Source organism: Pseudomonas sp. 3A(2025) (assembly GCF_054589175.1).
Genome location: NZ_BAAILM010000017.1, coordinates 115,326 through 140,840 on the forward strand (window position 1 = coordinate 115,326; position 25,515 = coordinate 140,840).

At 58.1% G+C, this 25,515-nt stretch carries 23 protein-coding genes and 4 tRNA genes; 14 read left to right on the top strand and 13 right to left on the bottom strand.

Annotation, left to right across the window (positions count from 1 at the left end; all coding sequences use genetic code 11):
- Positions 1 to 4: 4 nt before the first annotated feature.
- Positions 5 to 406 carry a type IV pilin protein gene (locus tag ACYP2A_RS06385; RefSeq protein WP_459743759.1) on the top strand — a complete coding sequence of 134 codons (402 nt, stop codon included), beginning with the start codon at positions 5 to 7 and terminating at the stop codon, positions 404 to 406.
- 29 nt (positions 407 to 435) lie between these two features.
- On the top strand, positions 436 to 1,551 hold the full coding sequence (gene thiO, locus ACYP2A_RS06390) for a glycine oxidase ThiO (RefSeq protein WP_459743761.1): 1,116 nt from the start codon (positions 436 to 438) through the stop codon (positions 1,549 to 1,551).
- On the opposite strand, the gene ACYP2A_RS06395 is transcribed toward thiO, so the two are convergent.
- From ACYP2A_RS06395 to ACYP2A_RS06410, 4 genes are all read right to left on the bottom strand, one after another.
- The gene (locus ACYP2A_RS06395; protein ID WP_459743763.1) at positions 1,548 to 2,888 is read right to left on the bottom strand and encodes a sigma-54-dependent transcriptional regulator; all 1,341 of its coding nucleotides are present in this window, start codon (positions 2,886 to 2,888) and stop codon (positions 1,548 to 1,550) included. The two genes, thiO and ACYP2A_RS06395, sit on opposite strands and share 4 nt — an antisense overlap.
- Positions 2,889 to 2,890: 2 nt before the next feature.
- The gene (locus ACYP2A_RS06400) at positions 2,891 to 4,483 is read right to left on the bottom strand and encodes a sensor histidine kinase (protein ID WP_459743765.1); all 1,593 of its coding nucleotides are present in this window, start codon (positions 4,481 to 4,483) and stop codon (positions 2,891 to 2,893) included.
- The gene (locus tag ACYP2A_RS06405; protein ID WP_459743766.1) at positions 4,473 to 4,709 is read right to left on the bottom strand and encodes a PP0621 family protein; all 237 of its coding nucleotides are present in this window, start codon (positions 4,707 to 4,709) and stop codon (positions 4,473 to 4,475) included. The genes ACYP2A_RS06400 and ACYP2A_RS06405 overlap by 11 nt, the downstream gene beginning before the upstream one ends.
- A 213-nt stretch (positions 4,710 to 4,922) precedes the next feature.
- Positions 4,923 to 5,945: an outer membrane protein assembly factor BamD gene (locus ACYP2A_RS06410; RefSeq protein ID WP_459743767.1), complete on the bottom strand. Its 1,023-nt coding sequence runs from the start codon at positions 5,943 to 5,945 to the stop codon at positions 4,923 to 4,925.
- Between the two features lie 149 nt (positions 5,946 to 6,094).
- Between ACYP2A_RS06410 and rluD the strand changes: the two genes are divergently transcribed.
- From rluD to ACYP2A_RS06445, 7 genes are all read left to right on the top strand, one after another.
- Positions 6,095 to 7,057 carry a 23S rRNA pseudouridine(1911/1915/1917) synthase RluD gene (rluD, locus tag ACYP2A_RS06415; RefSeq protein ID WP_459743768.1) on the top strand — a complete coding sequence of 321 codons (963 nt, stop codon included), beginning with the start codon at positions 6,095 to 6,097 and terminating at the stop codon, positions 7,055 to 7,057.
- Positions 7,057 to 7,785: a peptidoglycan editing factor PgeF gene (gene pgeF / locus ACYP2A_RS06420; protein ID WP_459743848.1), complete on the top strand. Its 729-nt coding sequence runs from the start codon at positions 7,057 to 7,059 to the stop codon at positions 7,783 to 7,785. Before rluD ends, pgeF begins: the two co-directional genes overlap by 1 nt.
- A gap of 119 nt (positions 7,786 to 7,904) precedes the next feature.
- Positions 7,905 to 10,469, top strand: coding sequence for an ATP-dependent chaperone ClpB (gene clpB, locus ACYP2A_RS06425; protein WP_459743770.1), 2,565 nt, complete (start codon positions 7,905 to 7,907; stop codon positions 10,467 to 10,469).
- A 239-nt stretch (positions 10,470 to 10,708) separates the two neighbouring features.
- Positions 10,709 to 10,784 (top strand) — tRNA-Asn (locus ACYP2A_RS06430).
- Between the two features lie 24 nt (positions 10,785 to 10,808).
- Positions 10,809 to 10,885 (top strand) — tRNA-Pro (locus ACYP2A_RS06435).
- A gap of 5 nt (positions 10,886 to 10,890) precedes the next feature.
- Positions 10,891 to 10,966: transfer RNA gene (locus ACYP2A_RS06440), tRNA-Lys, on the top strand.
- Positions 10,967 to 11,064: 98 nt separating this feature from the next.
- Positions 11,065 to 11,141: transfer RNA gene (locus tag ACYP2A_RS06445), tRNA-Pro, on the top strand.
- A gap of 118 nt (positions 11,142 to 11,259) precedes the next feature.
- Here the strand turns inward: ACYP2A_RS06445 and ACYP2A_RS06450 are convergent.
- From ACYP2A_RS06450 to ACYP2A_RS06465, 4 genes are all read right to left on the bottom strand, one after another.
- A complete protein-coding gene (locus ACYP2A_RS06450) occupies positions 11,260 to 12,057 on the bottom strand; it encodes an SDR family NAD(P)-dependent oxidoreductase (RefSeq protein ID WP_459743771.1) in 798 nt (265 codons plus the stop codon).
- Positions 12,058 to 12,191: 134 nt separating this feature from the next.
- The gene (locus tag ACYP2A_RS06455; RefSeq protein ID WP_459743773.1) at positions 12,192 to 13,490 is read right to left on the bottom strand and encodes an NAD(P)/FAD-dependent oxidoreductase; all 1,299 of its coding nucleotides are present in this window, start codon (positions 13,488 to 13,490) and stop codon (positions 12,192 to 12,194) included.
- A 172-nt stretch (positions 13,491 to 13,662) separates the two neighbouring features.
- Positions 13,663 to 14,163 (bottom strand): MOSC domain-containing protein, encoded by a 501-nt coding sequence (locus tag ACYP2A_RS06460; protein ID WP_459743775.1) that lies wholly within the window; start codon positions 14,161 to 14,163, stop codon positions 13,663 to 13,665.
- Complete coding sequence (locus ACYP2A_RS06465) at positions 14,163 to 14,792, bottom strand: DUF1780 domain-containing protein (RefSeq protein WP_459743777.1); 630 nt, start codon at positions 14,790 to 14,792, stop codon at positions 14,163 to 14,165. Before ACYP2A_RS06465 ends, ACYP2A_RS06460 begins: the two co-directional genes overlap by 1 nt.
- A gap of 137 nt (positions 14,793 to 14,929) precedes the next feature.
- Here ACYP2A_RS06465 and ACYP2A_RS06470 point away from each other — a divergent pair, with 137 nt between their 5' ends.
- Positions 14,930 to 15,394, top strand: coding sequence for a hypothetical protein (locus tag ACYP2A_RS06470; RefSeq protein WP_459743779.1), 465 nt, complete (start codon positions 14,930 to 14,932; stop codon positions 15,392 to 15,394).
- A gap of 352 nt (positions 15,395 to 15,746) precedes the next feature.
- On the opposite strand, the gene yacG is transcribed toward ACYP2A_RS06470, so the two are convergent.
- From yacG to pilB, 5 genes are read right to left on the bottom strand one after another with little or no spacing between them, the layout of a single operon-like run.
- A complete protein-coding gene (yacG, locus tag ACYP2A_RS06475; protein ID WP_459743780.1) occupies positions 15,747 to 15,956 on the bottom strand; it encodes a DNA gyrase inhibitor YacG in 210 nt (69 codons plus the stop codon).
- Entirely contained in the window at positions 15,953 to 16,576 is a 624-nt protein-coding gene (coaE, locus tag ACYP2A_RS06480; RefSeq protein ID WP_459743781.1) for a dephospho-CoA kinase, read from the bottom strand. The genes yacG and coaE overlap by 4 nt, the downstream gene beginning before the upstream one ends.
- On the bottom strand, positions 16,573 to 17,445 hold the full coding sequence (locus tag ACYP2A_RS06485; RefSeq protein WP_459743783.1) for a prepilin peptidase: 873 nt from the start codon (positions 17,443 to 17,445) through the stop codon (positions 16,573 to 16,575). The genes coaE and ACYP2A_RS06485 overlap by 4 nt, the downstream gene beginning before the upstream one ends.
- 1 nt (position 17,446) lies before the next feature.
- Positions 17,447 to 18,664 carry a type II secretion system F family protein gene (locus tag ACYP2A_RS06490; RefSeq protein WP_459743784.1) on the bottom strand — a complete coding sequence of 406 codons (1,218 nt, stop codon included), beginning with the start codon at positions 18,662 to 18,664 and terminating at the stop codon, positions 17,447 to 17,449.
- Between the two features lie 2 nt (positions 18,665 to 18,666).
- Positions 18,667 to 20,364, bottom strand: a complete 1,698-nt coding sequence (gene pilB, locus ACYP2A_RS06495; RefSeq protein WP_459743849.1) for a type IV-A pilus assembly ATPase PilB — start codon at positions 20,362 to 20,364, stop codon at positions 18,667 to 18,669.
- Between the two features lie 225 nt (positions 20,365 to 20,589).
- On the opposite strand from pilB, the gene ACYP2A_RS06500 reads away from it, so the two are divergent.
- The 4 genes from ACYP2A_RS06500 to ACYP2A_RS06515 all read left to right on the top strand — a co-directional run bounded on the left by ACYP2A_RS06500 (position 20,590) and on the right by ACYP2A_RS06515 (position 25,283).
- Positions 20,590 to 20,985: a pilin gene (locus ACYP2A_RS06500; RefSeq protein ID WP_459743785.1), complete on the top strand. Its 396-nt coding sequence runs from the start codon at positions 20,590 to 20,592 to the stop codon at positions 20,983 to 20,985.
- 58 nt (positions 20,986 to 21,043) lie between these two features.
- Positions 21,044 to 22,483, top strand: coding sequence for an O-antigen ligase family protein (locus ACYP2A_RS06505; protein ID WP_459743786.1), 1,440 nt, complete (start codon positions 21,044 to 21,046; stop codon positions 22,481 to 22,483).
- 89 nt (positions 22,484 to 22,572) lie between these two features.
- Positions 22,573 to 22,920 (top strand): cupin domain-containing protein, encoded by a 348-nt coding sequence (locus ACYP2A_RS06510; RefSeq protein WP_459743787.1) that lies wholly within the window; start codon positions 22,573 to 22,575, stop codon positions 22,918 to 22,920.
- 962 nt (positions 22,921 to 23,882) lie between these two features.
- Complete coding sequence (locus tag ACYP2A_RS06515; protein ID WP_459743789.1) at positions 23,883 to 25,283, top strand: amino acid permease; 1,401 nt, start codon at positions 23,883 to 23,885, stop codon at positions 25,281 to 25,283.
- Positions 25,284 to 25,515: the final 232 nt, after the last annotated feature.

A 25,515-nucleotide genomic window follows, 5' to 3' on the forward strand; every position in this document is an offset into this window, starting at 1 on the left:
ACGCATGCACAGCAAAACCCGTGGCTTTACCTTGATCGAACTCATGATTGTCGTGGCGATTGTCGGTATTCTGGCCGCCATCGCTTATCCGAGTTATACCGAGTACGTGAAGCGTACTCAGCGCTCGGCTATTGCCAGTCTGTTGTCGGAGCAGACCCAGGTACTGGAGCGTTGGTACTCACAGAAAGGGGTTTATAACGGTAATCCGGGGCCGTCGGTTTCAGCTGGTAACGATTACTACACCATAGCCGCAGTACTCAATGACCAGACTTTCAGCCTGGGGGCGACGGGCAAGGGCATGATGCTGAATGACAAATGCGGTGTATTCACCATTACCAATACCGGCGCGCGGACCAATCCAGGCGCTACCAGTGGCGTAACACCCAAAGATTGCTGGAGCCGCTAACGCTTTTCTTCCTTTGACCCGAGAGCAGAATGTCAAAGCAACCCATAGTCATCATCGGTGGCGGCGTAATCGGCCTGTTGACCGCGTATAACCTCGCCCGCGAAGGGCAATCCGTTGTATTGCTGGAACGCACCGAACTGGGCCGCGAATCGTCGTGGGCAGGCGGCGGTATCGTCTCGCCGCTGTACCCCTGGCGCTACAGCCCGGCAGTCACCGCACTCGCACATTGGTCGCAGGATTTTTATCCACAGCTGGGCGAGCGCTTGCACGCCCAGACCGGCCTTGACCCTGAAGTACACACCACTGGCCTGTACTGGCTCGATCTGGACGATGAAGAGCAGGCGCTGGCCTGGGCGGTGCGTGAGCAGCGGCCATTGAGCCGCGTCGATGTCTCGGCGGTACACGATGCCGTGCCGGTGCTGGGGCCGGGATATAAAAGCGCCATCTACATGGCCGATGTCGCCAACGTGCGCAATCCGCGACTGGTCAAATCCCTCAAGGCGGCGTTGCAGGCGATGCCGGCGGTGGAGATTCGTGAGCAGTGCGAAGTCACCGGCCTGGTGCATCAGGACGGCAAGGTGCAGGGCGTTGCGACCCGTGACGGCGTTATCCACAGCGAGCGAGTGGTGCTGGCCGCTGGCGCCTGGAGCGGCGAGTTGCTCAAGCCGTTGGGCGTCGAGCTGCCGGTCGAGCCGGTCAAGGGCCAGATGATTCTGTTCAAATGCGCGGCGGACTTTTTGCCAAGCATGGTGCTGGCCAAGGGGCGCTATGCGATACCGCGCCGCGACGGGCATATTCTGGTCGGCAGCACGCTGGAATATGAAGGCTTCGACAAGACCCCGACCGAGGCGGCGCAAGCCAGCCTCAAAGCCTCCGCTATTGATCTGCTACCCGCGTTGGCCGACGCTGAAATCGTCGGGCACTGGGCCGGGTTGCGGCCGGGCTCACCGGAAGGCATTCCGTATATCGGCGAGCTGCCGGGGTTTGCCGGGCTGTGGCTCAATTGCGGCCATTTCCGCAACGGCCTGGTGCTGGCGCCGGCGTCTTGCCAGTTATTGAGCGATTTGCTGCTGGGGCGCGAGCCGATCATCGACCCGGCGCCCTATGCCCCGGCCGGGCGGTTGGTCACAAACCACGAGCGTTAATCCAGCCCCAGCTTCTTGAGCCGGTAACGCATCGAGCGGAACGACAGGCTCAGGCGCTGGGCGGCGGCGGTGCGGTTCCAGCGGGTTTCTTCCAGGGCCTGGAGGATCAGTTTGCGTTCGATGCTTTCCAGATAGTCTTCCAGGTTGTCGATACTCGCCAGGCTGTGTGCGTCGCCTTCCTGCGGGCTTGTGCTGTCGGACAGGCGCAGGTCGGCGGCCAGAATCTGATCGTTCTCGCACAGTGTGTAGGCGCGCTCCAGCATGTTTTCCAGCTCTCGCACATTGCCCGGAAAGCGATAGTTTTTCAGGGTTTCCTGGGCTTGCGGGTGCAGCCGGGCGAGTGGCTGGCTGTAGTTGTTGGCCAGGCGTTGCAGCACGCTGCTGGCCAGGGTCTCGATATCTTCGCGGCGCTCGCGCAGCGGCGGCACCCTCAGTTCGATGACGTTGAGGCGGTAATACAAATCCTGCCGAAAGCGCCCGGCGCTGACTTCAATATTCAGGTCCTTGTGGGTCGCACACAGGATGCGCACGTCGACCACCTGTTCCTGCTGGCCACCGACACTGCGTACGGATTTTTCCTGGATGGCGCGTAGCAGCTTGACCTGCATGCCCAATGGCAGGTCAGCCACTTCATCGAGAAACAGCGTGCCGCCGTTGGCGACCTGAAACAGGCCGGGCTTGTCTTCATGGGCGCCGGTAAAGCTGCCCTTGCGATGGCCGAAGAACTCGCTCTCCATCAGTTCCGAAGGAATGGCGCCACAGTTGACCGGCACGAATGGTTTGTCGGTGCGTGGGCCTTGCTCGTGAATCAGGCGCGCGACCAGCTCCTTGCCGCTGCCCGATTCGCCGCTGATATAAATCGGCGCCTGGCTGCGCGCCAGCTTGTCGATCTGCTTGCGCAAGGCGCGCATGGGCGGCGAATCACCGAGCAGGCGGCTGTCGATGCTGCGTTGCGGGGCGGCGCTGCCGGGCAGGCGCAGGGCGCTGCTGACCAGTTCACGCAGGCGGGTAAGGTCCACCGGTTTGGTCAGAAAGTCGAACGCACCGGCTTTCAGTGCGCCGATGGCGAGGTCGACGTTGCCGTGGGCGGTGATCATTGCCACCGGCACTTGCGGGTATTTCTGCTGGATATGCTGCACCAGTTCCAGGCCGTTGCCGTCCGGCAGGCGCATGTCGGTCAGGCACAGGTCGAAGGCTTCACGCTTGAGCCAGTCGCGGGCCTCGCCGACAGTGCGCGCACTGCGGGTGTCGAGCTTCATCCGGCCCAGGGTGATTTCCAGGAGTTCGCCAATGTCCGGCTCATCGTCAACGATCAGGATTTTTTGCCGTGGGGTCATGCTCAACTCAACTTGAACGGATGGGCGAAGGTAATGCGCAGACAACTGCCACCGCCTTGTCGCAGAGAATAGTCCAGATGCGCCTGATTGCTTTCGCACAGTTCGCGGGACAGGTACAGGCCAAGCCCGGTGCCTTTGCTTTGCGTGGTGAAAAACGGCTCGAAGATTTTGCTCAGGTGCTGTTCGGCCACGCCATTGCCGTCGTCCAGCACTTCCAGGGTCGGCAGGTCGCTGACCGGATGATGAAATAGCCTCAGCCACACCTGCGCCTGTTCATGGGCCTGGCCGCTGTGGCGCAAGCCGTTGTTCACCAGGTTACTGAGGATCTGATGCAGTTGTTCGGCGTCCATGCGCGTGGTCAGCAGGCCGCCGCCGATATCGCTGTGCAGGTGCTGATGGGGCGCGGCGCTGCTGCGCCATTCGCTGACAAAGCCGTTCAACCAGCTTGCCAGGTTAAGCAACTGGGCTTCTGATTCGCGTCGGCGCGACAGTTGCAGCACGTTTTCGATGACCACGTTGATGCGCCGCGACTGGTCGTGAATGATCTGCCCCAGACGACGGTCGTCAGTGCTCAGTTCTTCTGATTCGTTGAGCAATTGCACCGCATGGCTGACCGCGCCCAGCGGGTTGCGGATCTCGTGGGCGATGCCGGCCGTCAGGCGTCCTAAGGCGGCGAGCTTGAGCTGCTGGGCCTGATGGGCGATTTGCGAGAGGTCTTCGAGAAACACCAGGGTCTGGCGCTGATCGCTGCGGTTGAGGGTGGCGAAACTGGCTTGCAGTACGGGACCGGCCGGTGAGTTCTGGAAGCTGCCAGGCACCCGGATCGGGTTCATGCGCCAGTGCCGCAGGCGTTCGACCAGGTGCGGGCAGTACTCGTCGATCACTTCACCCAGCAAATGCGTGTGGCCCAGCAGCGCCAGGGCGCTTTGGTTGACCAGCAGCACTTGTCGGCCGGCATCGAGCACCAGAATGCCGGTGCGCATGCGTTGCAGAATCAGGCCATTGAGTTCTTCGAGGTTATCGACATCGGCGGCGCGTTGTTCGGCCAGCCCTTCGCTGATCTGCAGGCGAGCGGTCAGGGCCTGCATCAACAGGGCGACGGCAAAGCACAGCGCGCCAAGGCTGCCGGCCTGCACATAGTCGTTGGTGGTCTTGCTGTTGTTGAAGCTCAGGTAGAAAGTCAGGTAGATGATGCCGATCGCCGACACCGCCGCAATCAACAGGCCGATGCGCCCGCGTAGCAGGATATTGCTGATGGCAACCGAGGCGATCAGCAGGTTGCCGATGCCGCTGGCCGGTCCGCCACCGGCATAGAACAGCCCCGAGAGCAGAATCACATCGCTCAGCGCCAGGCTGAACATCTGCGCCTTGTGCCGGGGCCGCTCCAGCAGCACGACCACCAGAATATTGAACACCAGATAAATCCAGCAGCCGGCCCGAAACAGGTTCGGGTTGGCCATCTCCAGCAGCTCGATGTCCAGATCGGTGGACACCAGCAACACCAGCATGATGCCGATGACCAGACGATAGAGGTGGTAGAGCCGCAGGATCCGTTGCGCGAGCGGACTACTCAGTAACAGTGGCTCAGTGTTCACGCGAGGCGGGGCCTTGGAGCCTGTGTGCCTCGCTGCAAAACCATTGCTGTTCCTGGCTCAATGCGCGGTCGCGAGGAAGGTGAACGCCGCACTGGGCGCAACGCACCATGGGCGCGGGTTCTGCAGGCGCAGGCGGTGCGGCCGGCGGCTTGCGCGGGTTGAGCAAACGCTTGACGAACCAGACGGCCACCGCAATCAGGACGGCCCACAGGATGATACGAATCATGGTTAATCGCTTGAAGTTGGATAATGGGCTAAAGGCCGGGCGAAGATCTGACGTAGGACCGACTTTAGTCGGGAAGCGGGCGCCACCAATCTGCGGTGTGGCATTCCCGGCTAAAGCCGGTCCTACGAGAGCACAAAGAAAGCCGGTCCTGCGAGAGCGCAAATATAGACAAAAAAAGAGGCCCGCAGGCCTCTTTTTTATCAGCGCACGGTCTTAGTCGAACAGGCCGAACGTTGCGTAGCTGAACCACGAGCGGCTTTTCTTGCCGGCCGCTTTCTGTGCCTCTTCGGCCTGCTCGTCGAGTTCTGCCTGGTTTTCCGGCAGCAGCTCTTTCGGGATGGCCGACTTGGCGTCCTGGTACTGACGCACGATGTCCTGATTGGCGCGGGTTTCGCCCGGTGGCAGCGGGGCGCTGCTGCCGATCATGCCCAGGGTCGCCTTGGACAGCCACGAGCGGTTGTCCGCTTCAGGCTCGCGTGGGGTGAACTCGCCATCGGCCACTTGCGGGTGTTTCGGGTAGTTGGCCTTGAGCACTTCCAGGCTGGTGGCCGACAGGTCGTCCAGGTGCAGGCGCTGGTAGGCTTCGACCATCACCGCCAGGCCGTCGCCGACCGATGGGGTTTCCTGGAAGTTTTCCACGACATAACGGCCACGGTTGGCGGCTGCGACATACGCCTGGCGGGTCAGGTAGTAGTCGGCGACGTGGATTTCGTAGGCCGCCAGCAGGTTGCGCAGGTAAATCATGCGCTGCTTGGCGTCAGGCGAATAACGGCTGTTGGGGTAACGGCTGGTCAACTGGGCGAACTCGTTGAACGAGTCGCGGGCCGCGCCCGGGTCACGTTTGGTCTGGTCCAGCGGCAGGAAGCGCGCCAGCAGGCCAACGTCCTGGTCGAAGGAGGTCAGGCCGCGCATGTAGTACGCGTAGTCGACGTTCGGGTGCTCGGGGTGCAGGCGGATAAACCGTTCGGCAGCCGATTTGGCAGCCTCCGGTTCACCGTTCTTGTAGTTCGCATAGATCAGTTCGAGCTGTGCCTGGTCGGCGTAGCGACCAAACGGATACCGCGACTCCAGCGCCTTGAGTTTCTCGGTGGCACTGTTGTAGCTGTTGTTCCCCAGGTCGTTCTGCGCCTGCTGGTACAGCTCGACTTCGCTGAGGTTCTCGTCAATGACTTCTTTCGACGAGCAGGCCGCAGTCGTTGCGAGGATGGCGATCAGCAGCAGGTGTTTCACTTGCATGGCGGCTTGCGTCCTATAACGGCCTGCTGTCTTGGGCGGGGCCGTCCTGTTATGATGAGCGCCCCGCGAAAACTGTCGGGGCAAAAGACGCCGTATTTAACCACAAGCGCGCTGCCGAAACCAAAGGCTAGCCGCCTTCCAGTCTGGCCATGTCCGAAAATATAGAACTAAGCGCAGAGGTACCGTCCGATTCGGGTGGTCAACGCCTCGATCAAGTCGCCGCCCAATTGTTTGCCGAATACTCGCGCTCGCGCCTTGTCACCTGGATCAAGGACGGCCGTCTGACGGTCGACGGCAACGTTTTGCGCCCGCGCGATATCGTCTACGGTGGCTCCATTCTGCACCTGACCGCCGAGCAGGAAGCCCAGGGTGAGTGGATCGCCCAGGACATCGCTCTGGACATCGTCTATGAAGACGATCAGATCCTGGTCATCAACAAGCCTGCAGGCCTGGTGGTCCATCCGGCCGCTGGCCATGCCGACGGCACGTTGCTCAACGCCTTGCTGCACCACGTGCCCGACATTATCAATGTGCCGCGCGCCGGCATCGTGCACCGTCTGGATAAAGACACCACCGGTTTGATGGTGGTGGCCAAGACGTTGCAGGCCCAGACCCAACTGGTCAACCAGTTGCAGGGCCGCACGGTCAGCCGCATCTATGAGTGCATCGTGATCGGTGTCGTGACTGCCGGTGGCAAGATCGACGCGCCGATCGGCCGTCACGGTCAGCAGCGCCAGCGCATGGCGGTGATGGACAACGGCAAGCCGGCGGTGAGTCATTACCGCGTGCTGGACCGTTTCCGTAGCCACACCCATGTACGGGTCAAGCTCGAAACCGGCCGTACTCACCAGATTCGTGTGCACATGGCGCATATCAACTTTCCGTTGATCGGTGACCCGGCCTACGGCGGACGCTTCCGCATTCCGCCGGCTGCCAGCCAGACCCTGGTCGAGTCGCTGAAGACCTTCCCGCGTCAGGCCCTGCATGCGCGCTTCCTGGAGCTGGATCACCCGGTGACCGGCCAGCGCATGCGCTGGGAATCGCCATTGCCAGAAGACTTCGTCTGGTTGCTGTCGCTGCTCAAGCAGGACCGCGAGGCGTTCGTCGGGTGATCACCGACTGGCTGACGCCTGACTGGCCCGCGCCGGCGCACGTTCGCGCCTGCGTGACCACCAGAGCCGGCGGCGTCAGCCAGGCCCCGTTCGACCGCTTCAATCTGGGCGACCATGTTCAGGACAGTCCTGAGGCGGTGGCCAGCAATCGCTTGCAACTGACCTCACAGTTGAACGTGCAACCGGCCTGGCTGCGGCAGGTGCACGGTGTGGTGGTGGCGCGGGCCAATCCGGCACAGGTCGATGAGGCCGATGCCAGCTGGAGCGAAACGCCCGGCGTGGCCTGCACCATCATGACTGCCGACTGCTTGCCGGCTTTGTTCTGCAACCGCGCCGGCACCCGTGTTGCCGCTGCCCACGCCGGCTGGCGTGGTCTGGCCGCTGGCGTGCTGGAAGCCACGGCCGACAGCCTGCACAGTGCGCCGGAGGATATTCTGGTGTGGCTGGGTCCCGCCATTGGCCAGCCGTCCTTCGAGGTCGGCGTCGAGGTGCGTGAGGCCTTCATCGCCACCCATCCGCAAACCAGCGCTGCCTTTATTCCCAGCGTCAATGCCGGTCGTTACATGGCCGATATCTACGCGCTGGCACGTTTGCGCCTGGCTGCGCATGGCATTCAGGCTGTCTACGGCGGCGGCTTTGATACCTTTACCGACGAACGGTTCTTCTCCTATCGCCGCGCTGCCCGCACCGGGCGCTTCGCTTCCTTGATCTGGATCAGCCGTGCCTGACCTGTATCAACGGTCTGTCACTTGAAACCGGCAGAATTGTCCGCATCTAACGGGTAATCCAGCAGGTTTTCTTTACAGGTGTGTTCATTGCTCCGGCCTGCTCAATAGGAAGGTGAAGAATGCGTATCGACAGATTGACCAGCAAACTCCAGTTAGCCTTATCCGATGCCCAGTCACTGGCCGTCGGCTTCGATCATCCGGCCATCGAACCGGTGCATTTATTGCACGCCTTGCTTGAACAGCAGGGCGGCTCGATCAAGCCCCTGCTGATGCAGGTCGGCTTTGACGTCAACAGCCTGCGCAAGGAACTGGGCAAAGAGCTCGATGCCTTGCCGAAAATCCAGAACCCCACCGGCGACGTCAACATGTCGCAGGACCTGGCGCGCCTGCTCAACCAGGCCGATCGCCTGGCGCAGCAGAAGGGCGACCAGTTCATCTCCAGCGAAGTGGTGCTGCTGGCGGCCATGGACGAGAACAGCAAGATCGGCAAATTGTTGCTGGGCCAGGGCGTCAGCAAAAAAGCCCTGGAAAACGCCATCAATAACCTGCGCGGCGGCAATGCGGTCAATGACGCCAATGTCGAAGAGTCGCGTCAGGCGCTGGACAAATACACCATCGACCTGACCAAGCGTGCCGAAGAGGGCAAGCTCGACCCGGTCATCGGCCGCGACGATGAGATTCGTCGCACCATTCAGGTGTTGCAGCGCCGTACCAAGAACAACCCGGTATTGATCGGTGAGCCCGGCGTGGGCAAGACCGCGATTGCCGAAGGACTGGCGCAACGCATCATCAATGGTGAAGTGCCCGATGGCCTGCGCGGCAAACGCTTGCTGTCGCTGGACATGGGGGCGCTGATTGCCGGTGCCAAGTTCCGTGGCGAGTTCGAAGAGCGCCTCAAGTCCTTGCTCAATGAACTGGGCAAGCAGGAAGGCCAGATCATTCTGTTTATCGACGAATTGCACACCATGGTCGGCGCCGGCAAGGGCGAGGGCTCGATGGACGCCGGCAACATGCTCAAGCCGGCACTGGCGCGTGGCGAGCTGCATTGCGTTGGCGCGACCACACTCAACGAGTACCGCCAATATATAGAGAAGGACGCGGCCCTTGAGCGGCGCTTTCAGAAAGTGCTGGTCGAAGAGCCGAGCGAAGAAGACACCATCGCCATCCTGCGTGGCCTTAAAGAGCGCTACGAGGTCCACCACAAGGTGGCAATCACCGACGGCGCGATCATTGCGGCGGCCAAGCTCAGCCACCGCTATATCACCGACCGGCAGTTGCCCGACAAGGCCATCGACCTGATCGACGAAGCGGCCAGCCGCATTCGTATGGAAATCGACTCCAAGCCTGAAGTGCTCGACCGCCTGGAGCGCCGCCTGATTCAACTGAAGGTCGAATCCCAGGCATTAAAGAAAGAAGACGACGACGCTGCGATCAAGCGTCTGGAAAAACTGCAAATCGAGATCGAGCGTCTGGAGCGTGAATACGCCGACCTCGAAGAAATCTGGACCTCGGAAAAAGCCGAAGTGACAGGCTCTGCGCAGATTCAGCAAAAGATCGAGCAATCGCGTCAGGAACTGGAAGCGGCGCGTCGGCGTGGCGACCTGAACCGTATGGCCGAATTGCAGTACGGGATCATCCCGGACCTGGAACGCAGCCTGCAAATGGTCGACCAGCACGGCAAGCCCGAGAACCAGTTGCTGCGCAGCCGCGTGACCGAAGAAGAAATCGCCGAGGTGGTCTCCAAGTGGACCGGCATTCCGGTGGCGAAGATGCTCGAAGGCGAGCGCGAGAAGCTGCTGAAAATGGAAAGCCTGCTGCACCAGCGCGTGATCGGTCAGGAAGAGGCCGTGGTCGCGGTGGCCAACGCAGTGCGCCGTTCACGTGCCGGGCTCTCCGACCCGAACCGCCCGAGCGGCTCGTTCATGTTCCTGGGCCCTACCGGGGTGGGCAAGACCGAGCTGTGCAAGGCGCTGGCCGAGTTCTTGTTCGACACCGAAGAGGCCATGGTCCGCATCGATATGTCCGAGTTCATGGAGAAACATTCCGTGGCGCGGCTGATCGGTGCACCACCGGGCTATGTGGGTTACGAAGAGGGCGGCTACCTGACCGAAGCGGTACGGCGCAAACCGTATGCGGTGATCCTGCTGGATGAGGTCGAGAAGGCGCACAGCGATGTGTTCAACATTCTGTTGCAGGTGCTGGAAGACGGCCGCCTGACCGACAGCCACGGGCGCACGGTGGATTTCCGTAATACCGTGATCGTGATGACCTCCAACCTGGGCTCGGCGCAGATCCAGGAACTGGTCGGTGATCGTGAAGCGCAACGGGCTGCGGTGATGGATGCCGTGGGCACGCACTTCCGCCCGGAATTCATCAACCGTATCGACGAGGTGGTGATCTTCGAGCCGCTGGGTCGTGAGCAGATTGCCGGCATCACCCAGATCCAGCTGAGCCGCCTGCTGGGCCGTCTGGCCGAGCGCGAGCTGAACCTGGTGCTCAGCCCTGAGGCGCTGGACAAGCTGATCGCGGTGGGCTACGACCCGGTATATGGCGCACGGCCACTCAAGCGTGCCATCCAGCGCTGGATCGAGAACCCGCTGGCGCAGTTGATCCTGTCGGGACGCTTCGTGCCGGGCTCGACCATTACCGGCAGCCTGGAAGGCGACGAGATCGTGTTTGCCTGATACCACCTCGTAACCATCTCGTAGGAGCGGCTTTAGCCGCGAAGGGCGCCAACGCAATATTGTGGTGGTGCTTTCCCGACTAAAGTCGGTCCTACGAAAAAAAATCGCAAATCATTGTAGTAAAAGCAATTTAGGGTGTTGACAGGTGTTTCGAATCTTGTAGAATGGCGCGCCTCAGAGACGTGAACGTAACGCGAAACGCGAAGTGTAAACGGCGAAGAGATTGGATCTGAAGACGTTCCGCGATAGCTCAGTTGGTAGAGCAAGTGACTGTTAATCACTGGGTCCCTGGTTCGAGTCCAGGTCGTGGAGCCAGATTCAGGTTCGGGTTGTACAAGTCGGGGTATAGCGCAGTCCGGTAGCGCGCCTGCTTTGGGAGCAGGATGTCAGGAGTTCGAATCCCCTTACCCCGACCATTTTTGGGTCGTTAGCTCAGTTGGTAGAGCAGTTGGCTTTTAACCAATTGGTCGTAGGTTCGAATCCTACACGACCCACCATTTTTGACCTTGCAACACCGGGTCGAATCTTAGGGAAATGATGCCAGTCGCATCATTCTTGTAAAAGCGCCCTTAACAAGGCGTGTTGTAAGTAGCAACGGGGTATAGCGCAGTCCGGTAGCGCGCCTGCTTTGGGAGCAGGATGTCAGGAGTTCGAATCCCCTTACCCCGACCATTTTCACCTGGCTTTGCCAGGGCGAAAATCTGGATTCACAGACCAGTTGCTGTGAATCAAACAAAAAAGGCGTCCTTCGGGACGCCTTTTTTGTGCGCGTGTGTTTTACCGCGCAGACTCAGTTCTGCACCGCCTGAACCGAGCCACCGTCGACCCGCAGGTTGCTGCCATTGACGAACGTCGCCCGGTCCGACACCAGCCAGGCAATCGCCGCCGCGACTTCCTCGACCTGACCACGGCGTTTCTGCACGATGCCCGGACGTTCTTCATCCAGAAAGGTCTTCACGGCCTCCTCGAACGACACACCCATTTCCTCGGCACGCTGCTTCATCATGCCGTCGGTCATATTGGTTTCGATAAAGGCGGGCGCCACGGTATTGCACAGCACACCGTGCGCGGCCTCCTTGTACGACAGGTTCTTCACGAAGGCCGCCAGCGCAGCTTTGGCGGTGTTGTAGACCGCCTCTTCCCAGTAGGGCTGCACGGCGTTTTCAGAGGTGATACAGACGAAGCGGCCCCAGTTACGACTGCGCATGGTGGGGATGGTGGCGCGTGCTACCCGCACGGCCGAGAAAAAGTCGGTGTCCCAGGCGTGCTGGTAGTCCTCGTCGGTCAGTTCCAGCGGATCACCTTTGGCGCCGGTGACGCCTGCGGTGTGCACCACGATGTCGACATGGCCGAAGCGGGCACCCGCCTGCCTGACCAGATGATCGACCTGAGCCTGATCGGTCATGTCGGCCGCGAAGAGCATGGGCTCGCCCGGCAAGCCGGTGCACGCTTTATTCAGTGCATCCTGATCCAGATCGGTCAGCACCAGATGCACCCCTTCTTCGCCCAGCAGACGCGCGGTTGCCAGGCCGATGCCGCCACTGGCGCCGGTAATCAGCGCAACCCGCCCTTTGATAGCCAAATCCATACCGCACCTCGTTCGTAGACATGCCGGTTTTCCGGCTTACGAAAGGTGTGACTGGTGCGGTGGGGATTTGATTCAAGGAGATTGCGTGAGCGGCGATGCGGATGAAACCCTTCGGGGTTTCATCCGCAAACCCATCAATGCAGCTTCATTCTCGGCTCGGTGCCTTTACCTATCCGGCTGCCCAGCATCAACATCAGCGTACGGAACGCGCCATACAGCGCCATCTGGTGCATGCGGTACAGCGAGATATAAAACATCCGCGCCAGCCAGCCTTCCAGCATCACGCTGCCGGTGAGGTTGCCCATCAGGTTGCCGACCGCCGAGAAGCGCGACAGCGAGATCAGCGAACCGTAGTCCTTGTAGCTGTACTCCGGCAGTGGTTTGCCTTCGATGCGCAGGCGCAGCGATTTGGCCAGCAACGAAGCCTGCTGATGCGCGGCCTGGGCGCGAGGCGGCACATTGCGGTCGCTGCCTTTTTGCGGGCAGGCGGCGCAGTCACCAAAGGCGAAGATGTTTTCGTCGCGGGTGGTCTGCAAGGTCGGCAACACCTGCAACTGATTGATGCGATTGCTCTCCAGCCCGTCCAGGTCCTGCAGAAATCCCGGCGCACGAATGCCCGCTGCCCAGACCTTGAGCACCGCCGGAATGACCTGGCCGCTGCTGGTCACCAGCGTGTCAGCGGTTACTTCGCTGACCGCCGCATTGGTCAGCACCGTGACGCCGAGTTTTTCCAGCGTCTTGTGCACCGGGCCGCCGATGCGCTCGGGCAGGGCGGGCAATACCCGCGGGCCTGCTTCTATCACGGTAATGCGCAGGTTTTCCGGCTTGAGCCGGCCCAGCCCATAGGCGGCCAGTTCGTGAGCCGCGTTGTGCAACTCTGCCGCCAACTCCACGCCCGTCGCGCCAGCGCCCACGATCGCCACGCTGATTTCCTGAGTGCTGTCGTCCTGGCCGGCGTGCGCACGCAAGTAGCGGTTGAGCAACTGCTGGTGAAAGCGCTCGGCCTGTTTGCGCGTATCGAGAAACAGGCAGTGCTCGGCAGCGCCCAGCGTGCCGAAATCATTAGTGGTGCTGCCCACCGCAATCACCAGACTGTCGTAGTCCAGGCTGCGTGCCGGCACCAGCTCATTGCCGTTCTCGTCTTGAGTTGCCGCCAGATGAATCTTGCGATTGGCGCGATCCAGCCCGGTCATGCGCCCGAGCTGAAACTGAAAGTGGTTCCACTTGGCCTGGGCCACATAGTTCAGCTCGTCCTCGTAAGAGTTGAGCGAGCCAGCCGCCACTTCGTGCAGCAGCGGTTTCCAGATATGGGTCAGGTTGGCGTCGACCAGCGTGACGCTGGCGGTGCCTTTCTTGCCCAGGGTTTTACCCAGGCGGGTGGCCAGCTCGAGACCGCCGGCGCCGCCGCCAACGATGACAATGCGATGAGTCATAGGGATTACTCGTAAGGTTAAGGAAAGCGGGTGGCACGGTCTTCGCGAGCGCAATAGGGCAGCTCATAGCGGCGGACCGTACTGAAAAAGGCTTCAAGAGGTGGCTGGGCACAACGCACGACTCGTATTGAATGGGGTATAGACGCAATAGACCGCTGATACGTTACAAGGTTTATAAGTGCGGCGGTTCGACCTGCAGCGTGTCGCATAAGCGAATGATTCCGCTTTGTATCACTCGCGCCGTAATTCCGCCATGCCCACGTACCGCCTGAAACGTACCCAGGCCCAGATTCTGCTCCAGGCGTGCGCAAGGCTGGCACCAGCCGGTGGTTTCAAAAATCGCCTGACCAATCCGAAAGCGCCGGTTCTTGAGGCTGAACAGGTTGATGCCGCTGATCACCAGGTTGCGCCGCAGATCCTGCGCCAGCACCGGGTTATCCACAGGGCGGCCCAGCAACGAACTGATCACCGCCAGATGCTCCCACTGAATCAGCGTCACCTGCCGGGCATTACGCGGGCCGGGGCGGGCATGATCACCCGTCAGACCGGCTTCGCGGCGTGCTTCCACCGCTTCCAGCTCGAGCATCGCCGCCCGTGATTGCGGACGCACACCGATCCAGCGCACTTGGCCCTGCTGCGGTACATCGGCAATCAACTGTTGCAGCGGACTCATCACAGGCTGATCCCCACATCGAACACCACGGTGCGGCCCAGGTTGGTCCGCAAGAAATCCGGTGCGCCGGGATGGGCAAACAACACCCGGGCAAAATTTGACCCCACCAGCGACAGCGAACGCCAGCCCTGACGCAAATATTCGGTAGGCGGCGGAAAGTGACTGTTGAGGTCCAGCGACTCACGCTTGAGGCTGGCAAAGGCGATGATGTCCAGCTCGCCCAGGTCCAGCCCGCGTTCGCGGTAATTACTGGCCTTTTTGCTCAGGGTCGGTGCCAGGCGCCGCAACAGCGCCGGTGCCGGCACCCGCTTGGGCTTGGCCTCGCGGCGGACCAACTGGCTGAGGTTATAGGCACTGCGGCGACGGGCGAGTTCTTCGCGCCATTCATCGTTCAGTCGGCGGCCTTCGTCGATGACGAAAAACACCTCGAAACGTGCGTCAAGAAACAGCACGTCTGGCGGCTCCTGACTGGCCGGCAGGAAATCCTCGTTGCTGTGCGGGATATTCAAGCCCTGCAACAGGCGCTGACACACCCAGCGCTCGCGTTCCCACTTTCGCGCATTGGAAAGAAAGGCATTGGCTTGTTCGGCCTGGTTGGTCAGCAGGCGCAGGTAGTCTGGATCATCCATTGGGCCGTCGCATCGCTGTAACTGAATATGTAAGTGCCTGTTCAGGCGGCGTGTGATGCCTGTAGCCTGCCACGCGGCAGACAGGCGCACAATCGCCGCTTGATTGCCCCCCTATAACGATACGCGAGGACAACGCATTGAAATTGCTGCCTATCCTGTTGCTGGCGCTACTGCCCCTGAGCGCCCAGGCCCTGCAAACCGGCGAACACCTGGCGCCCTGGACGTTGCTCGACCAGTACGACCAGCCGTATACCTTGAACGACAAGGCGCAAACCCTGCTGGTGGCCCGCAGCATGGACGCCGCCAAACTGCTCAAGACCGCCCTTGAAGGCAAGCCCAAAGGCTATCTGGACACGCGCAACACCGTGTTCGTCGCCGACATCCAGAAAATGCCCTCGATCATCGCCACGATGTTCGCCATCCCGAAAATGCGCGACTACAACTACCGCGTCATGCTCGACCGCGAATCACGCGTGGTACCGCAGTACCCGGGGGACGAGGATAAGATCTTGTGGCTGCAATTGCGTGACGGCAAGGTGGTCGAGCAACAGCAGTTCGGTGATACCCAGGCGCTGCGCACAGCACTGGAAAAGCCGCTCTAACGCAGACCGGTAGAAGATCACCCGCCGCCAGGGCGCCGCGCTGTCGCGCAGCAAACATCATCCTGTAGGAGGGAGCTCTGCTCGCGATCGGCTGCGCAGCAGTCGTAAATGTTCAGCGTTTCATAGATTTCTGTGAGCGCTTCGTGCTCAATCGCCAGCAGAGCTGCCTCCTACAAGTGGTGTTTTTAATTCAATAAAATCAATAAGTTATTTTATGTTTGATGAGGGCGTGCTGCCCGCGATTGGGCGCAAAGCGGCCATAAAAATTGATGAAACTCCACAAATTTACGACTGCTGCGCAGCCGGTCGCGGGCAAGCGCGCTCCTACACGGTGGTGCGGCCCATACCACTATCAATGCTCGCGATACGGCCTTTCCAGCTCTTCCGAAAACAGATCATCCTCAGCATCCGGGCTCACCGGAATCTTGTGCTCTTCCGACGCCCACGCGCCCAGATCAATCAATTTACAGCGGTCCGAACAAAACGGCCGGGTTGGCGTGGCAGCGCTCCATTCCACGGGTGCGCCGCAGGTTGGGCATTGGACGATAGTGGCTTGGCTCATGAAGGGCCTCCAGACAAAGACAGATAAAAATGGTGCAGCCGCTCGACTTCCTGTTTCAACCAGGCCGGGTCGCGATCATTCACCAACACATCGTCGGCATGACGCAAACGCTCTTCACGCGGCGCCTGCACCTTGAGAATGGCCTCGACCTGCGCCTGACTCACCCCATCACGCTGCACGGTGCGCGCCAGTTGCAGCTCGGGCGGAACATCGATCACCAGCACGCGTCGAGTCGTCTTGTATTGCCCCGACTCGATCAACAGCGGCGACACCAGAATCGCGTAAGGCGACGTCGCCTTGGCCAGATGATCGGCAATTTCCTGACGGATCAGCGGATGCAGCAACGCTTCCAGCCAGCGACGCTGCTCGGGATTGGCAAAGATCAGCGCGCGTAACGCCGCACGATCCAGCTCGCCATTGGCCTGCAACACACCAGGCCCGAAATGCCCGGCGATCTGCGCCAGCGCCGGCCGCCCAGGCTCCACCACCCAGCGCGCCGCATGATCGGCATCCACGGTGTGCACGCCCAGGTCGATAAAGCACTGCGCAGCGGCACTTTTGCCGCTGCCAATGCCGCCGGTCAGGCCAAGAATCCAGGGTTTTTCAACAGGGTGAGTCATTTAAAACCGGCAAACTGCAGATAAGAGTCGGTTATTTGACCACCCCACAGCAAAGCGATCCACCCCGCAATTGCCAGATAAGGACCAAAGGGCATCGGCGCACCGCCTTCAAGCCGGCGTACACGCAACAAAATCACGCCCAACACCGCACCGACCACCGACGACAACAGAATCGTCAACGGCAACACCTGCCAGCCGCCCCAGGCGCCGAGCATCGCCAACAGCTTGAAATCGCCATAGCCCATACCCTCCTTGCCGGTCACCAGCTTGAACAGCCAGAACACCGACCACAACGACAGATAACCCGCCACCGCACCCCACAACGCATCGGTAAGCGAAGTGAAGATGCCGAAACTGTTGACGATCAGGCCGAGCCATAACAGTGGCAAGACCAGCGAGTCGGGGAGAAGTTGGTGATCGACATCGATCATGCTCATCACCAGCAGGCCCCAGGTCAGGACCAGCATCGTTGCGGTTTGCCAGCCGAAGCCGAAATGCCAGGCGATGAAGGCTGAGAGCAGGCCGCAGGTGAGTTCGACCAGCGGGTAGCGTTTGCTGATCGGAGTCTTGCAAGCGGAGCAGCGGCCTTTTAGTAGTAGCCAGCTGAGGACCGGGAGGTTTTCCCAGGTGCGGATCTTGTGGTTGCAGCGTGGGCAGTGGGAGTGGGGGAGGATCAGGTTGTAGGGTTTTGATTTGGGTTCTGGTGGGAGTTCCAGGATTTCGCGGGACTGGGTTCGCCAGTCCGCGAGCATCATTTTGGGGAGGCGGTGGATGACTACGTTCAGGAAGCTGCCGATGAGGAGGCCGAGGATCAGGGTGGTGGTGATCAGGGCTGTTGGTGACGCTGCGAGGAAATCCAGGAACTGCATATCAGACGACGCTACCGAGTTTGAAGATGGGCATATACATGGCCAGAACAAGACCGCCAACAACAACGCCAAGCACGGCCATGATCATGGGTTCCATGAGGCTAGTCAGGCTGTCGACCATATTGTCGACCTCGTCCTCGTAGAAGGTTGCAACCTTATCGAGCATGCCGTCCAGCGCTCCGGACTCTTCGCCGATGGCGGTCATTTGTATGGCCAGGCTTGGGAAAACATCGGTGGTTCGCATAGAGAAGTTGAGCTGCATGCCCGTGGAAACGTCCTGCTTGACCTTATTCACGGCATTTCTGAAGATCACGTTGCCCGTGGCGCCAGCGACCGAGTCCAGCGCTTCGACTAAAGGCACGCCAGCAGCAAAGGTCGTGGCCAATGTTCGTGCATAGCGGGCCACCGAGGATTTGTAGATCAGGGCACCGATAAGTGGCAGTTTGAGCAGGAATCGATCAACGTTATCTCGAATTTTCTGTGATTGTTTGTAGGCACGCTTGAATAGAAAACCGCCGCCAACCATGAGCCCGAGAATTATGAGCCACCATTGCTGGACGATTTCAGACAGCCCGATCACAAATAGGGTAAAGGCAGGCAATTCCGCACCAAATCCGGCAAAAACGGACTGAAACTGCGGCACCACTTTGATCAGCAAAATACCTGTAACGATAAATGCCACGACCATGACCGCGATCGGGTAAGTCATCGCTTTCTTGATCTTGGCCTTGAGCGCTTCGGTCTTTTCCTTGTAGGTGGCTACCCGGTCCAGCAGCGTTTCAAGCGCGCCCGCTTGCTCACCGGCATCGACCAGGCTGCAGTACAAATCATCAAAGTATTCGGGCTTCTGACGCAGCGCTGTAGCAAGGCTGTTGCCAGCAGCCACTTCTTGTTTCAGGAAGTTGACCAGTACCTGCATGCTAGGTTTTTCTGCACCCTCAATGATGATATCGAAGGCCTGCAGCAGCGGCACCCCGGCTTTCAACATGGTCGCCATTTGCCGAGAGAAGAAGGCGATATCCAGCGGCTTGATCTTCTTGCCCATGCTGAAGATCGACACCGGTTTCTTGCGTACCTTGGTCGGGTTGATGCCTTGCTTGCGCAGTTGCGCCTTGACCAAGGCTATGTTATGACCGTCCAGTTCACCACGAGTTTTGGTGCCTTTGCGATCAATGCCTTCCCAGGTAAAGGTGACAAGTTTGACTGTTTTATTGGCCATCTTCAGTCCTTGGTCACCCGGTTGATTTCTTCCAGGCTGGTAATGCCCTGCATGACCTTATGCAAGCCCGAGGTTCGCAGGTCATTAAAACCGTCTTTGCGCATCTGTACGGAGATGTCCAGGGAATTGCCTTCTTCCATGATGATGCGCTCCAGTTCAGCGGTCTTCTTTACGACCTCGTAAATACCGACTCGCCCTTTGTACCCGCCGTTGCAATGGTCGCAGCCTACGGGTGCATAAAGTTTGAATGTGCCAAGGCGCGCTTCTGGAATGCCCTCCTTGAGCAGAGTTTCATTAGGAACATCGACTTCTTTCTTGCAGTGAGGGCAGAGTTTTCGCGCCAGACGCTGGGCGATGATCAGGTTGATGGCTGTCGCGATATTAAAAGCCGCCACGCCCATATGGTGCAGACGGGTCAGCGTCTCTGCCGCGCTATTGGTGTGTAGGGTCGACAGCACCAAGTGACCGGTTTGCGAAGCCTTGATGGCAATCTCGGCAGTTTCCAAGTCACGAATCTCGCCGACCATGATTACGTCAGGGTCTTGGCGCAGGAAGGCGCGCAGCGCCTGGGTAAAGTCCATGCCTTGGCGCGGATTGACGTTGACCTGGTTGATGCCTTCCAGGTTGATCTCTACCGGGTCTTCAGCGGTAGAAATATTGATATTCACCGTGTTGAGGATATTTAGGCCGGTATACAGCGAAACGGTCTTACCCGAGCCTGTGGGACCAGTAACAAGAATCATGCCTTGTGGCTGTCTCAGAGCTTCCAGATACAAGTCTTTTTGCTCTGGCTCATAGCCTAGAGCGTCGATACCCATTTGCGCACTGGTCGGGTCGAGAATCCGCATTACGATCTTCTCGCCCCAGAGCGTGGGCAAGGTGTTCATCCGGAAGTCGATGGCCTTGTTCTGGGAAATTCGGAGTTTGACCCGACCATCCTGAGGTTTGCGACGTTCGGAAATATCCAGGCTGGCCATGACCTTCAGGCGTGCGGCAATTCGGCCAGCCAAGTGAATTGGGGGTTTGGCGGCCTCATGCAAGATCCCATCGGTACGAAAACGCACCCGGAAAACTTTCTCGTAGGGCTCGAAGTGCAAGTCCGATGAGCCCATGCGGATGGCATCCAGCAGCATCTTGTTTACAAAACGCACCACCGGGGCGTCATCAGCATCGTTCTGGGTGCTTAGAGAGGTTTCCTTGGCGCTCTCAACTGGTTCTATATCAAGACCCAGATCAACATCGGCCATTTCGCCCAAGCCGTTGCCGGTATCGAACATTTTGTCGATGGCATCGGAAAGCTTGTCATCTTCAACCAAAATGGCCTCGGTGTTGAGGCCCGTGCTGAACTGAATATCCGTTACAGCTTGGTGATTGGTCGGGTCAGAGACCCCAATAAAAAGCTTGTTGCCGCGCCGCCAAAGTGGGAGTGCGTGATGCTGGCGTACCAGTTTTTCGCTGACCAGGCCTTTTGGCTGACTTTCCTTGTCAAGACTGCTGAGGTCGAAAAAAGGCACCCCAAACTGGTCGGAAGCGACCTCAGCTAGCGTCAGGCTTTTGACCAAGCGGTTCTGAACCAGATAGGTGACCAGCGAGATTTTGTCGCGTCGCGCTTGTTGGTGAGCCTGTTGGGCGGATTTCTCGGTTAACAGCTCGGCGACGACCAATTGCTTGGCCAGGCCGGTAAGGACGACATCGGACATAAAACCACCACATACAGACAGTGGGACGGTTATAGCGTAGTCGGGCTGTGCTGCCAAATGAGGATGATGTATGTGACAGAAAATGTCACTTTCTGCAAAAATAGGTTTTGTGTAAAGTGGTTTGATTGATTTGGGGCAGCTAAAAGGACTGCCGTCGGAATGTGGCATGACCTGTGCTTCGGCTACAATCAAGGAACTCAACCTTGACGTTTTGGAGAAGTACGCATGAGTGCACAAAAAGGTTTCACATTGATCGAGCTGATGATCGTTGTCGCAATTATCGGTATTCTAGCGGCGGTTGCTATTCCGTCTTACCAAAATTATACCTTGCGCGCGCAGGCCTCTGCTCTGCTCGTAAGCATGGAGTCTGCCAAGCTGGCGGTAGCAGAGAACTATAACAATGGATTGACCGGCGCTTCACTGTGCAATACTACAGGCACAACTACTACTCTTGCTGGATGCAGCTCAGGTACCCTTACAACCTCAAATACAGCTGCTGGTGTGACTGCGGTTATCCTTACGCCATCTTTTAGTAACGCAGATAAAGTAGGCGGTACTATTACTTGGGGCTGTACTGTTTCGCCAGCGAAGGCCGCGCCAAGTTCTTGCACTGGCTCATAAGGTTAGATATTTATAAAAAAGGCGCTTTTAGCGCCTTTTTCTTTGGAATTAAAGCTAAATGCTATATGCAGTAGGGAAAAAGTTTTTTTTCTTGTTTTTCGCTGTTGTGATGGTTGTGACTGTTTGCTCTATGGATTTTTCTGGTCATGATCAACAACGCTTAGCACAACTAATCATTGGTTGCTCATCCTTGGCGATTCTAGTGTTTTTTGCTATAAAAAAGCCATTGATTAGTGTTTTTGAAGTTCGTACTAAATTCCTGATTTTTCTGATTATATTAGGCGGTGTCATATCTAGCCTCAATGCACATCAGCCTGCTTGGGCCCTGGTCGAATTATCTGTGTTTTTGCTTTGTGGCGGTATTGCCCTATCCTTGACCCAGCAACGCCTGCATTACGGCGCCAAACTTGATGGGCTGCTTATCTGTTTCGTCGTGTTTATATGCGGCCTGAAAGCCTTTCAATTTTTTTCTTCAACTGTCGCTGCCTTCATGACGTCCGCTTCAGTAATCGATACGGACCTGCTGTTGGACGGTTTCTCCAACAAGCGTTTTTATGGGCAATTCCAGACTTTCACCTTGCCGCTTCTGGTATTACCGCTTTTATATCCGAATCGCTGGTCAAGCAAAGCTTTGCTGTTTGGTTTACTCAGCAGTTGGTGGCTGATTGCAGTGACCGGAGGTACGCGAGGTACATGGCTGGGTATGGGGGCAAGTCTCCTCATTGCGCTTAGTCTAGGGAGGGCCGGGCGTTACTGGGCGGCTTGGCAACTGGCCGCTGCAGCAGTAGGTGTGCTCCTATTCGTCGGTCTTTTTAGTGCTATGCCAGTCTGGTTAGGAATGAGCGTAGACAACTTTGCCGGCGACCGGCTCAGCACCTCGCTGTCAGCACGTGAAATTCTCTGGCAACAGGCTTGGAACATGATCAAGGAGCATCCGCTGCTGGGTTTTGGTCCAATGCACTTTGCTGATACTTGGAACGCTGTAGGGGCGCATCCACACCAAGCCATCCTACAATGGGCCAGCGAATGGGGCGTCCCCTCAACCTTGATAGTGATGGGGTTAGCCTTACATGGGCTAGTTGCCACATGGCGGCTACTGCGCAAACGAGCATTGTCCAACGAGCCTGTCGATTTACTGCGATTATGCTTGGCTACCAGCTTAGTCGGAGCGATGACCCAAGCGATGGTCGACGGGGTGATCGTCATGCCATATTCGCAATTGTGGTTGGCGCTGGTTGTTGGTTGGCTGCTAGCTTTGCACGAATGGCGAGAGCCGCTGTGCTCAACCAACTCACTTAGCAATGGGCTGTGGCTTGCATGTCTCACGCTGGCTTCCGGAATGTTGTTTTACACTGTTATTCGCGATTTTCCGCAGACTGAAAGGCGGGAGCAGCAGTTTGCCCAAGAGTTCGGTGGCCGCTATCTACCGCGCTTCTGGATGCAAGGCATAATTGCTCTGCCTGACAGAGCAGCCGGGCAAGTTTCACCCGTGCGCTAACAAGCAACCCAACGTCGACCCCAGACATCCCCACCACCCTCGAACCCCATACCCTGCGGTGACAATTCCCCACTACCCAGGCCCTTCCCATGAGCACCCCCCCAATCACCGTCCTGCGCGATACCACCCCACTACCCGTCGTCGACGCCTGCAAATGGGAACGCATCGAAGGCGAGCCGCACACCGTGAACCTCAACGCCTACACCTCCGAGGATGGCTCAAAAATCATGGGCACCTGGATCTGTACGCCGGGTAAATGGCGCGTCGAGTATGTGAAGTGGGAATACTGCGATTTCCAGGAAGGCTATTGCATCATCACCCCCGATGGTCAGGAGCCGATTCACTTGAAGGCGGGTGACAAGTTCATCGTCGAAGTGGGCATGAAAGGCACGTGGGAAGTGGTCGAGACCGTGCGCAAATATTTCGTATTTGCCTGACAGACTCTAGATTTTTCCATTCGGTTCTCCTCAACTTTAATGGCTGCGGCGTAAGCCCCGGCCATTTTTTCTCTGCTATAGAAGCTTGTGTGTTTAAAAAAACGCTCAAGTAACAAGAGGTTTTCTGGAGCGCCATTCACTATAGCTTTATGAGGTTTTGATGTTCAGGCGGTTTGTCATAATCGTTTGAGCTACGTGTGCAAATGGCGTTAAAGCATTAAACTATTGCCCATGGTTTTTTGCTAAATAGGCTAGGCCCAGCAAAAGAGTAATCATTATGGCTAAGCAGCCATATTTGAGTAAGCGAAAAGCAATGCTTACTGGCTCCCCGAGAAATTTTTTTCGATCCTCGTGTATTCGAACACATACAGCTATGCCAAAAAGAAAAGCTAAAAGAAGATCAAGCATGCTGAGTGTTCCTAGGTTGTGAATAAAAAATAACGCAGCCTTCATTGGCTTGATTTTCAGCCGTGGTAGTATCAGTCTGTTTTTTGAGATTTGCAATAATCGTTATCGCTTGATGAGTTAAGGGCTTTAATTAAGGGTGTGCCCATCATTCAATAGGATGGTGTTAAATTTTTTTGGGTCAGTCCTCATGTCTTCTGTTTGTCTTATGAGCAAAGATAACTGGCATTAAGGAAAGCGTTCATGCGAGCGGCATTGGATCGGGGCAAAGTATCCGACACACCCGCCTGCTTATGAGCCCAGTGGCTGCTATGCGAAAGCGTCGTATCAGGAAAAAACTCAGCCTTCACCGCAAGGCACACTTAAGCCCATGTCGCAATCGGCTCCAATGCGCGGCGTCCTCGTGTAATTAACCCTCTACGCCCCAACGGTAAGGTGGCGATGCGTTTTCATTGGCGTGCGCTGGCGTGGTGTGAGTTTGCAACAGCGTGTAAGGTGCGCCGCCTCCAGAGTGTGCAATCAGCACTCGTCGTCAGAACAAGAGAAGAACAAGCACCATGATCAGCCCCGATTCCAATGGTCAATTGGCGCAAGGCTTCAAGCCGCGTCATGTCACGATGCTTTCGATTGCCGGCATTATCGGCGCCGGTCTGTTTGTCGGCTCCGGGCATGCTATCGCCGCAGCAGGTCCCGCTACCATTCTTTCCTACGCCTGCTCCGGTTTGTTGGTGGTGCTGGTGATGCGCATGCTCGGGGAGATGGCGGTGGCCAATCCGGACATCGGGTCGTTTTCGACTTATGCCGATCAGGCGATCGGGCCGTGGGCGGGGTTTACCATTGGCTGGTTGTACTGGTGGTTCTGGGTGTTGGTGATTCCTATCGAGGCGCTGGCGGCGGGGCATGTGCTTAATCAATGGTTTCCGCAGGTTGATGCCTGGTTGTTTGCGTTGCTGTCGATCATTTTGCTGGCGGCGACCAATTTGTTCAGTGTCGCCAAGTACGGTGAGTTCGAGTTCTGGTTTGCGCTGTTCAAGGTCGCGGCGATCATTGGATTTATCAGTCTGGGCTTTGCGGTGTTGTTGGGCTGGTTGCCGGGGCGTGAAGTCAGTGGCTTGAGCAAGTTGATGGAGAACCATGGCGGCTTTGCACCGAATGGTTATTCGGCGGTGGTCGGTGCGTTTATCACGGTGATGTTCAGTTTTATCGGCACGGAAGCGGTGACTATTGCAGCGGCTGAGTCCAGTCATCCAGCGAAGAACATCGCCCGCGCCACCCGTTCTGTGATCTGGCGGATCGGTGTGTTTTATATCCTATCGGTGTTTGTGATTATCTCCGTGGTGCCGTGGAACGACCCGCAACTGGCGGTGGTGGGTTCTTATCAGCGGGCGCTGGAGATCATGAATATTCCGTTCGCCAAGTTCTTGGTCGATGTGGTGGTGCTGGTTGCGGTCGGCAGTTGCATGAACTCTTCGATCTATATTTCTTCACGCATGCTGTATTCGCTGGGCAAACGCGGTGAGGCGCCGGTTGCGGTGCGGGTGACGTCAAAGGTGGGTGTGCCGCGTACGGCGGTGTTTGCCAGTACGATTCTGGGGGCGGTGATTACAGTGGTGAGTTATTTCGCGCCTGCCGGGTTGTTTGAGTTTTTGCTGGCCAGTTCGGGGGCGATTGCGTTGCTGGTGTATCTGGTGATTGCGGTGTCGCAGTTGCGCATGCGCCGGATGCTGAGCCGGCAGAAGGCTGAAATCGCGCTGCCGATGTGGCTGTTTCCGTGGCTGACGTATGCGGTGATTATATTTATCTCGGCGGCATTGGTCGTGATGATGATTACGCCGGAGCATCGTGCCGAGATTACGTCGACGATTGGTTTGGCGCTGGTGATTTCGTTTATCGGGATTGTTATGGCGCGCCGGCATGGGCGGCGGGATGAAGAGGGTGAGGCGGTGGAGGGGGCTTGATCGGGATATTTGCTTTGAGACGGCGCTGAGATGTGGAGCTGCCACGAATCACCGCGACGCGATTGTGGGTGGCAGTCGTGCGCAGGTTCGCGGACCGGCAAGTTGGCTCCCGGCAGACCCGAAGGTCTCCCACGCACGACAACCATAAATCAACATTGCAGGCATAGAAAAAGCGCGAGCAATCGATATGGGGGCGCTTGTGCGCCAACTTGAATAGCGGGCCGCGACGCCC

Excerpts from the sequence above, each read along its gene's own strand:
- ACYP2A_RS06465 (WP_459743777.1), bottom strand. The coding sequence starts at position 14,792 with ATGGATGATCCAGACTACCTGCGCCTGCTGACCAACCAGGCCGAACAA.
- ACYP2A_RS06395 (WP_459743763.1), bottom strand. The coding sequence starts at position 2,888 with ATGACCCCACGGCAAAAAATCCTGATCGTTGACGATGAGCCGGACATT.
- thiO (WP_459743761.1), top strand. The coding sequence starts at position 436 with ATGTCAAAGCAACCCATAGTCATCATCGGTGGCGGCGTAATCGGCCTG.
- ACYP2A_RS06405 (WP_459743766.1), bottom strand. The coding sequence starts at position 4,709 with ATGATTCGTATCATCCTGTGGGCCGTCCTGATTGCGGTGGCCGTCTGG.
- ACYP2A_RS06460 (WP_459743775.1), bottom strand. The coding sequence starts at position 14,163 with ATGAGTCCGCTGCAACAGTTGATTGCCGATGTACCGCAGCAGGGCCAA.
- ACYP2A_RS06510 (WP_459743787.1), top strand. The coding sequence starts at position 22,573 with ATGAGCACCCCCCCAATCACCGTCCTGCGCGATACCACCCCACTACCC.
- clpB (WP_459743770.1), top strand. The coding sequence starts at position 7,905 with ATGCGTATCGACAGATTGACCAGCAAACTCCAGTTAGCCTTATCCGAT.
- ACYP2A_RS06385 (WP_459743759.1), top strand. The coding sequence starts at position 5 with ATGCACAGCAAAACCCGTGGCTTTACCTTGATCGAACTCATGATTGTC.
- ACYP2A_RS06490 (WP_459743784.1), bottom strand. The coding sequence starts at position 18,664 with ATGGCCAATAAAACAGTCAAACTTGTCACCTTTACCTGGGAAGGCATT.
- rluD (WP_459743768.1), top strand. The coding sequence starts at position 6,095 with ATGTCCGAAAATATAGAACTAAGCGCAGAGGTACCGTCCGATTCGGGT.
- ACYP2A_RS06515 (WP_459743789.1), top strand. The coding sequence starts at position 23,883 with ATGATCAGCCCCGATTCCAATGGTCAATTGGCGCAAGGCTTCAAGCCG.
- pilB (WP_459743849.1), bottom strand. The coding sequence starts at position 20,364 with ATGTCCGATGTCGTCCTTACCGGCCTGGCCAAGCAATTGGTCGTCGCC.
- coaE (WP_459743781.1), bottom strand. The coding sequence starts at position 16,576 with ATGACTCACCCTGTTGAAAAACCCTGGATTCTTGGCCTGACCGGCGGC.
- ACYP2A_RS06485 (WP_459743783.1), bottom strand. The coding sequence starts at position 17,445 with ATGCAGTTCCTGGATTTCCTCGCAGCGTCACCAACAGCCCTGATCACC.
- ACYP2A_RS06505 (WP_459743786.1), top strand. The coding sequence starts at position 21,044 with ATGCTATATGCAGTAGGGAAAAAGTTTTTTTTCTTGTTTTTCGCTGTT.
- ACYP2A_RS06455 (WP_459743773.1), bottom strand. The coding sequence starts at position 13,490 with ATGACTCATCGCATTGTCATCGTTGGCGGCGGCGCCGGCGGTCTCGAG.
- ACYP2A_RS06410 (WP_459743767.1), bottom strand. The coding sequence starts at position 5,945 with ATGCAAGTGAAACACCTGCTGCTGATCGCCATCCTCGCAACGACTGCG.
- ACYP2A_RS06450 (WP_459743771.1), bottom strand. The coding sequence starts at position 12,057 with ATGGATTTGGCTATCAAAGGGCGGGTTGCGCTGATTACCGGCGCCAGT.
- yacG (WP_459743780.1), bottom strand. The coding sequence starts at position 15,956 with ATGAGCCAAGCCACTATCGTCCAATGCCCAACCTGCGGCGCACCCGTG.
- ACYP2A_RS06500 (WP_459743785.1), top strand. The coding sequence starts at position 20,590 with ATGAGTGCACAAAAAGGTTTCACATTGATCGAGCTGATGATCGTTGTC.